We start from the raw sequence: 8,027 nt of genomic DNA, 5'->3' as shown, positions 1-8,027 counted from the left end.
TAGAAGTAAGAAGAGTATTCATTTCTTGAAAAAAATCCTTTAAGTTATTACGAATAGACATAAAAATCCCTCCAAAATTTAATAGATAAAATGTATCTAATAACATTTTGAAGGGAACATTTGTTTGTCAATTCGCATTTTAACCAAAACACCTATAAATAAATATACAATATGACGGTAGTGTCCTTAAGTTGACGACATTGAGCGTCCTACTGCAACAAATTTTTATTTCGAAAAGTATTTACGTCCATAAATTATATCTTGGTTCATTTGATTCTTCAAATCTTCTACTGATTGAAAGGACATTTCCGGTCTTTCGTATGCATATAGTGACACTTCAATGGTAGATCCATATAAATCTGAATCAAAATCAAATATGTAGGTTTCTACCCTTTTCTCAGGAGTAACTCCTACTGTGGGGTTATGGCCTATATTGGTTAAACCCGGATATTTGATACCATTAATACTAGTCATGGAGGCATATACTCCGTCAGGGGGTAGCAATTTAGAAGCAGGAGGAATTAAATTGACGGTAGGAAATCCTATCGTCCGCCCAATTTTTCTGCCATGTTTTACTTCTCCTATGATGGAAAATGGCCTTCCTAAAAGTCTGGTTACCAGCTCTATATCTCCTTCCGCTATTTTGCTTCTGATATAGGAACTGCTGATAACCTGGTCTTGGACTTTAATTTTGTCAAATACAATAAGCTCATAACCGTATTCTTTGGATTTTTCTTTTAACAATTCTACATTGCCTCTCCGATTATGTCCAAAACAATAATCAGCACCCACAACAATAACTTTGGCATCTAATTTCTCAATTAAAACTTCTTTTATAAAGTCCACTGGTTCCATAGATGCCGTTTCTTTTGTAAAGGGATAAGAAACCAATACATCAAAACCACTTTGTTCCAGTATATATCTTTTTTCTTCCTCGGTATAGATTAATTCAATCTCTTTATCGGAAAAAAGGTTCCTGGGATTATATAGAAAGGTAAACATAACAGCCTGTAATCCATCTTTCTTTAATTCCAGTACTTTATTTAACAAAAGCTGATGACCAAGATGTATTCCGTCAAATTTACCTAAAGATACCGCACTATTTTTAATTTTAAAATCTGTTTCACCAGCAATGTATTTCATACTAATCTCCATTCTGCTGCCACTCTGCGAATTTGTGCGGCAGCACAATATTTGCAAAGTGAATTGTTTCATAATTCACTTGAAACAATCTTGATTTTCACACTAACCTTTTCTACTTATCTGCACTCAGATACTATATTAGGGTGCCAAATGTTCAACCTATGTTTCCTCATTACGCATTATAAGAACATCTTTATAGGCTTAAATATCTGATCTTTTTGATTGAATTCATAAATTCCAATGAAATGATTGTTCCAATCGTAAACCCGAACCTGGGCTTGGTTGTTTATATTCTTAGTTTCTGTTATATGTTTAGTATAAAAACTATTTCCATTATAAATGTATTTGCAATATTCTTCTTTCACAGTTACTTTAGGATAATCGGGGAACATATCATCCACAGGGATACAAGTTGCTAATAATTTTCCCTCTGCTGCTTTTTCGTTAATTTCTGATAACTTTAAACTATCTGTAATGGAAAATTGTCCGACTTTCGTTCTCAACAAACTTTTCATACAGCCGCCGCACTGAAGTTTTGCTCCTATATCGTGGCACAGAGTTCTAATGTAGGTTCCTTTGGAACATTCCACTCTGATTCTAACTTCATGATTTTTTTCATCAAATTCCAGTATACGGATATTATATATCCATACTTTTCTTGTTTTTCTTTCGACTTCTTTTCCTTCCCGGGCCAGTTCGTATAACTTCCTGCCGCTGACTTTCAGAGCGGAATACATAGGCGGCAGTTGATCATACTCACCTTCAAAACTTAATATGGCTTCTTCTATCTGTTTTTTATCAGCCTTTACTTCACAGGTGGAGAGTATCTTTCCAGTTACATCCTGGGTATCCGTAGTTTGTCCTAATAAAAGTACTGCTTCATAAGTTTTATTCTTATCTGTTAACATGTCAGATAGTTTTGTACTATTTCCCAAACAAACCGGCAGAACACCTTCCGCATCCGGGTCCAGCGTACCTGTATGCCCAATCTTCTTCTGCTTTAATATACCTCTCAATTTTGCCACTACATCATGAGAGGTATAACCTTTTTCTTTATATACATTAATAATTCCATGAATCAATTTTTTAACTCCTTTTTTCCAAGCTGTTGTATTTTATAAAGTTTTTATCCTACTAGATTTTTTTGCTTTAAAGAATTTAAAAAATTAGGTATTCAACTGTGACTTACACATATTTATATTGTTATTTTTAAACTACAAAACTTGGCTATTTATTTGATCATTTAATTAATTGCTCTTCTATTAAATTGGTTAAATGATTGATTATATCAGAAACAGAACCTTCCATGGTACAACCGGCAGCTTTCACGTGCCCCCCGCCTCCAAACAAGACTGCTATTTTACTTACATTTACATCTCCATTGGCTCTCAAACTTACTTTAAATTCCTGATGTCCTGTTTCATATAAAAAGACTGCTACTTCTACACCCTTTGTAATTCGCAGCTGATCAATAATTCCATCAAGATCAGCAGGTGATACTCCGTAAGAAGAAAGAGTATCTTTTTCTAGAGAAGATACAATACATTTACCATCCAAAAATAATTTACTTTCTAACAGGCATTTTCCCAATATCCTGTTTTGTAAATAATCTTTTTGATAAAAAGTTTCATCAATCATTTTTGAAAAGGGAACACCTTTTGCTATTAATTTACCTGCTATATTCATGGTTTTTTCCCTGGTATTGGAATGCTTAAATACACCGGTATCATGAATCAGCCCTAAATAGAGGGCCTTTGCAACTTCCAGATCAATTTTATCTTCATCAAATAAATTAAATAAAACTTCACAGGTAGAACTGGCATTGTCTACAATAAGATTAATATCTCCAAAACCGGTGTTGCTGATATGGTGGTCAATATTAATTTTGGTTTTTGCTTCATTAAAATATACTTCTGCAAATCCTAACCGATCCTTACTTCCGGCATCAAGAGCAATAAAATAATCGTATATTATATGGCTATCATTGGTTTGTTTTACTAATGCAGCTTCTTTCCAAAGCAAAAATTTATTTGGAATTGGTTCTAAAAATACATCAATGATCCTATCTTCAGGGAGATTATGTTTTAAATAAAGGGAAAGTGCCATACAAGAGCCAATACAATCCCCGTCCGGTCTTACATGGCCAACTATACCTATTGTTTTCGCATCTTTCAATCTTTCTAATATTTTCTCCATCTTATCCTCTATTCCGGTGCATTACCGTTCTTTTATAACAGATAGAACCGGCCCTTTCAAACATGATTTTCCCCAGCAGCACAGCAAATAATCAACGAGAAGTTCAAAATGAAGTTCCATTTAATTGATTTTATTTTGGAGTCCTCCCAATGTAAGGCTTGCCTTACATATGAAGATTCATTCATTTTGCAACTTAACGCCGGGGCAACAGTAAATGGTTCATGAAATTTCAGGGAGATATGATAATTATGCAACTTCGGCTTAATTATCATATCCCTGGATAAACTTATTTATAGTTATACTACACTCTTTTCCTGCCTTCAACATGAACCAACCATAGATGCCTTCTATTTTCTATTATTCATCTGCTTCTTTTTTATTTATCTGTGCTTTTTCTGTTATTGTACGTTTTTTCTGTAATTTATCTACGTTTTTTCAGTTATTTATCTGCATCTTCTTGTAAATCATTATTTACTTCTTCCGCCTCTTCAACAGATACATGATTTACTTCATCTATTAACTTTGACATATTTACACCATATTCAATGGATTGATCCATAATAAATGTTAATTCAGGTGTGTTTCGCAGATTAATGGTTCTCGCTAATTGACCTCTGATAAATGGTGCTGCACTTTTTAATCCGGCTAAAGTAGCTTTTCTTGATTCTTCATCACCAAGAACGCTTATATACACTTTAGCATGTTTTAAATCAGGTGCCACTTCCACCGCCACTACAGAAGTCATAGGATTAATTCTTGGATCTTTTATTTCTCCTCTGCTGATTAACATACTTAGTTCTCGCTGAACTTCACCATTAATTCTAGTGTTTTTGATACTATTCTTTCTCATATTTACACCCTAGTGTATCGCAAAATACTTAGGATACCACCACATAAAACGTGAAAGAATAAAATATGTGGTTACCTTTCTTTTATATTTTCTTTCACACTAAATTGTTTCTAAACAGTTAACTATCTTGGAATTTCTTCCATAATATATAGTTCAACTGTATCTTCTTCTTTCACATCATTAAACTTCTCGAATACAAGACCACATTCATATCCGGATGCAACTTCTTTTACATCATCTTTGAATCTCTTAAGAGAAGCAAGGGCACCATCAAATATTACAATTCCATCACGTATAATTCTTGCAGAACAGCCTCTGACAATCTTACCGTCTGTTACATAAGAACCTGCAATTGTTCCTAATCCGGAAGCCTTAAATGTCTGCCTTACATCTGCATGACCAATTACTTTTTCCTGGAATATTGGATCTAACATACCTTTCATGGCAGCTTCCACATCTTCAATTGCATTATAAATAACACGGTATAATCTTATATCAACTTTTTCTCTGTCTGCTGTTTCTTTTGCAGCGTTATCCGGACGAACATTAAATCCGATTACAATTGCATTGGATGCACTTGCAAGGATTACGTCAGATTCGTTTACGGCACCAACACCGCCATGAATAATTCGAACAGCCACTTCTTCATTACTTAATTTTTCTAAGCTTTGTTTTACAGCTTCTACAGAACCTTGTACGTCTGCTTTTACAATAATATTTAATTCTTTGATTTCACCGGCTTTAATTTGTGAGAATAAGCCGTCTAAAGATAATTTTGCTTTCGTATCTGCCAGAAGTTTTTCTCTTCCCTGGGAAATATAAGTTTCTGCAATGGAACGGGCTTCTTTTTCTGTTTCAGTAGCCATAAATATTTCACCGGCTTCCGGTACTTCATTTAAACCAAGGATCTCTACAGGTGTAGAAGGAGTAGCTTCCTTAACACGTCTGCCCTTATCATCCATCATTGCTCTTACTTTACCAAATGCAGAACCTATAACGATGGAATCACCAACATTTAAAGTTCCTTTTTGTACTAAAATAGTAGCTACCGATCCTCTGCCTTTATCTAGCTCGGCTTCGATTACCACACCTCTTGCTTTTCTATTTGGATTTGCCTTTAATTCAGCAATTTCTGCTGTTAATACTATCATTTCCAACAGTTGTGGAATACCTTCTTTAGTATGAGCAGATACCGGTACAAATACAGTGTCTCCACCCCAATCCTCTGCTACTAATCCATATTCTGTAAGTTCTTGTTTTACTCTTTCAATATTGGCACTTGGCTTATCAATTTTATTAATTGCTACAATAATTTGAATGCCTGCTGCTTTTGCATGGCTGATAGCTTCTATTGTCTGGGGCATAACACCATCGTCCGCAGCTACTACTAAGATTGCAATATCAGTAGATTGAGCTCCTCTCATTCTCATGGATGTAAAGGCTTCATGTCCCGGGGTATCCAGGAATGTAACTTTTTCACCATTTACTTCTACTACATAGGCACCAATATGCTGAGTAATACCTCCTGCCTCATGGGAAGTTACATTAGCCTTACGGATTGCATCCAAAAGGGAGGTCTTTCCATGATCTACGTGTCCCATTACGCAAACTACCGGAGGACGTTTTTCCAGTGTAGATTCATCTTCTTCGTCTTCTTTTAATAATTCTTCGATAACATCAATCTTTACTTCTTCTTCAGCAATTATATCATATTCCAAAGCAATTTCTTCTGCCTCTTCAAATGTGATTTCTTGATTGATGGATACCATTTTACCAGCAAGAAATAATTTTTTAACAAGTGCTGCGGATGGTAATTTCATCTTATCGGCTAATTCTTTAATTGTAATAACCTCTGGAATCACAATTGTTTTAATTTCTTCTTCTTTCGGTTCTTCTACCTTTGGTTTAATAAACTGACCTTTTTTATAAGGTTTAATTGTCTCTAAAATATTATCTTCTTCTATATCTTTATGGCCGTAATTCTTATTTTTAATGTTTTTATTGGTTCTGTTATTTCTTGCAATCGCAGAATCACTTCTGGACATTCCTAAAGGAGCATCTACCTTTTTCTCTGTTTTTTTAGCGTCGCTTCTACCGCTTCCCTTTTTATTACCATAATTCTTAACATTATCATCTTTATCCTTATCCATAAAGTTAAAGCCTGAATTATTATAGTTTCTATTTTGATAGGTGTTATTGCCTCCGGATCTGTTTTGATTATAATTTGATCCGCCCTGTCTGCCGCCTTGAGTGTTAGAATTATAAGAATGTCCTGGGTTTTGGCTATATCTATCACTATTATTATATGAGTTCGTTCTACCTTGCTGACTATTCATTTGTTGATTTTGTCCATCCTGTCCCATTGGTTTATTCTGTCTGTATTGACCTTGATTCATTGACCTGTTTTGCCCAGCCGGTCTTTGTCCATAATTACCCGAATTATATTGACTGTTTCTGGACTGGTTATTTTGCCTTCCTTGGCTTTGTCTGTCGGTACTTTGGTTTTGGTTATTACGTCTGAATTGATTACCGGAACCTGTCTGATTCCCTTGTCTATTTTGACTGTATTGAGAGCTCTGTCTGTTCTGTCCTGACTGTCCCATCGGTCTGTTCTGCTCATTTTGGGCAGAATTATGATATCTATTCTGGCCGCTTTGTCTGTCCGTATTACCATGCCTATTTTGGCCGCTTTGTCCATACTGACTACCTGGTCTGTTTTGTCCTCCCTGAGCAGAAGCTGGTCTGGTTTGGCTGTTTTGTCCTCCTTGAGCGGAAGTTGGTCTGACTTGGCTGTTTTGTCCTCCTTGAGCAGAAGCTGGTCTGGCTTGGTTGTTTTGTCCTCCTTGAGCGGAAGTTGGTCTGACTTGGCTGTTTTGTCCTCCTTGAGTGGAAGCTGTTCTGTTTTGACTATTTTGTACAGCCTGCTGATTAGAAGACATCTGATTAACAGCAGTTTTACCTGCCGGTTTTGCCGCTCCAAGAAAATGGTTTTTAACAAGATTCACATGGTTTTCTTCCATATTACTCATGTGGCTCTTAATATCAATGCCATTGTCTTTTAAGTAATTTATAATGTCTCTACTTTGTTTATCTATTTCTTTTGCTAATTCATATACTTTCATTTTTGCCATACTTACTACCTCCAAGGTTAGACTGGGTATCTGTATCCATACCGTCGTCTAGGTTAATTGTGTTCAGTTGCTTTTCTACCGCATTAGCCAAGCCTTTATCAAGAAGAACTAAAGATGCTCTGAATTCTTTCCCTATTGCATGGCCAAGGTTTGTTTTTTCACCAAAAAAGTAAATCGGCACTTTATAGTAAGTACACATATTGGTAAACATTTTTTTTGTATTATTTGATGCATCCTCAGCAACGATAACTAACATAGCTTTTCCTTCCTTAACAGCCTTTTCTGTCATGAATTCACCGCTTGTCAGTTTCCCTGCTTTTGCCGCTAATCCAATATAAGATAATACTTTTTTTGTGGCAGTAGGCTGGAGCCCGGTACTTTCCTGCTCATGATTCAAGTCCAATCAACTCCTTTTCTAACTCCTCATAGACTTCTTTTGGAATACTCACCTTTAAAGAACGTTCTAATCCTCTATTTTTCTCTGCTTTTCTAAAACACTCAGGCGAATTGCATATGTATGCACCTCTACCATTTTTTTTACCTGTTTTATCAATAAGGATTTCATCTTCCGGTGTTTTTATAACTCTTATCATTTCCTTTTTATTTTTCATTTCCCCGCAGCCGGTACATTGTCTTTGAGGAACTTTTTTTGTAACACTCATTATTTATATCACCCTAACCTTTCAATGAGCCTTATTAACTATTTT

At 35.4% G+C, this 8,027-nt stretch carries 7 protein-coding genes; all 7 read right to left on the bottom strand.

The features are described from left to right. Nucleotides 1–225: 225 nt before the first annotated feature. The 7 genes from BM183_RS13840 to rnpM all read right to left on the bottom strand — a co-directional run bounded on the left by BM183_RS13840 (nucleotide 226) and on the right by rnpM (nucleotide 7,982). The gene (locus BM183_RS13840) at nucleotides 226–1,143 is read right to left on the bottom strand and encodes a bifunctional riboflavin kinase/FAD synthetase (protein ID WP_170848018.1); all 918 of its coding nucleotides are present in this window, start codon (nucleotides 1,141–1,143) and stop codon (nucleotides 226–228) included. Between the two features lie 179 nt (nucleotides 1,144–1,322). Next, nucleotides 1,323–2,225 (bottom strand): tRNA pseudouridine(55) synthase TruB, encoded by a 903-nt coding sequence (gene truB / locus BM183_RS13835; protein WP_091687464.1) that lies wholly within the window; start codon nucleotides 2,223–2,225, stop codon nucleotides 1,323–1,325. Between the two features lie 157 nt (nucleotides 2,226–2,382). Continuing rightward, on the bottom strand, nucleotides 2,383–3,339 hold the full coding sequence (locus BM183_RS13830; protein WP_091687463.1) for a DHH family phosphoesterase: 957 nt from the start codon (nucleotides 3,337–3,339) through the stop codon (nucleotides 2,383–2,385). 439 nt (nucleotides 3,340–3,778) lie between these two features. Next, entirely contained in the window at nucleotides 3,779–4,189 is a 411-nt protein-coding gene (rbfA, locus tag BM183_RS13825; RefSeq protein ID WP_091687462.1) for a 30S ribosome-binding factor RbfA, read from the bottom strand. Between the two features lie 122 nt (nucleotides 4,190–4,311). Beyond that, nucleotides 4,312–7,320: a translation initiation factor IF-2 gene (gene infB, locus BM183_RS13820; RefSeq protein ID WP_091687461.1), complete on the bottom strand. Its 3,009-nt coding sequence runs from the start codon at nucleotides 7,318–7,320 to the stop codon at nucleotides 4,312–4,314. Next, nucleotides 7,298–7,717, bottom strand: a complete 420-nt coding sequence (locus tag BM183_RS13815; protein WP_091687460.1) for a L7Ae/L30e/S12e/Gadd45 family ribosomal protein — start codon at nucleotides 7,715–7,717, stop codon at nucleotides 7,298–7,300. The genes infB and BM183_RS13815 overlap by 23 nt, the downstream gene beginning before the upstream one ends. Next, a complete protein-coding gene (gene rnpM, locus BM183_RS13810) occupies nucleotides 7,707–7,982 on the bottom strand; it encodes an RNase P modulator RnpM (RefSeq protein WP_091687459.1) in 276 nt (91 codons plus the stop codon). Before rnpM ends, BM183_RS13815 begins: the two co-directional genes overlap by 11 nt. Between the last annotated feature and the right edge of the window lie 45 nt (nucleotides 7,983–8,027).

This window comes from Anaerocolumna aminovalerica (genome assembly GCF_900115365.1).
Taxonomy (GTDB): domain Bacteria; phylum Bacillota; class Clostridia; order Lachnospirales; family Lachnospiraceae; genus Anaerocolumna; species Anaerocolumna aminovalerica.
The sequence above is the reverse complement of the archived record's forward strand: the minus strand, read 5'-3'. Positions and strand labels throughout refer to the sequence as shown.

Bases quoted from the DNA above. Each gene is read 5' to 3' on its own strand.
- rbfA (WP_091687462.1), bottom strand. From the start codon at position 4,189: ATGAGAAAGAATAGTATCAAAAACACTAGAATTAATGGTGAAGTTCAG.
- rnpM (WP_091687459.1), bottom strand. From the start codon at position 7,982: ATGAGTGTTACAAAAAAAGTTCCTCAAAGACAATGTACCGGCTGCGGG.
- BM183_RS13840 (WP_170848018.1), bottom strand. From the start codon at position 1,143: ATGAAATACATTGCTGGTGAAACAGATTTTAAAATTAAAAATAGTGCG.
- BM183_RS13830 (WP_091687463.1), bottom strand. From the start codon at position 3,339: ATGGAGAAAATATTAGAAAGATTGAAAGATGCGAAAACAATAGGTATA.
- infB (WP_091687461.1), bottom strand. From the start codon at position 7,320: ATGGCAAAAATGAAAGTATATGAATTAGCAAAAGAAATAGATAAACAA.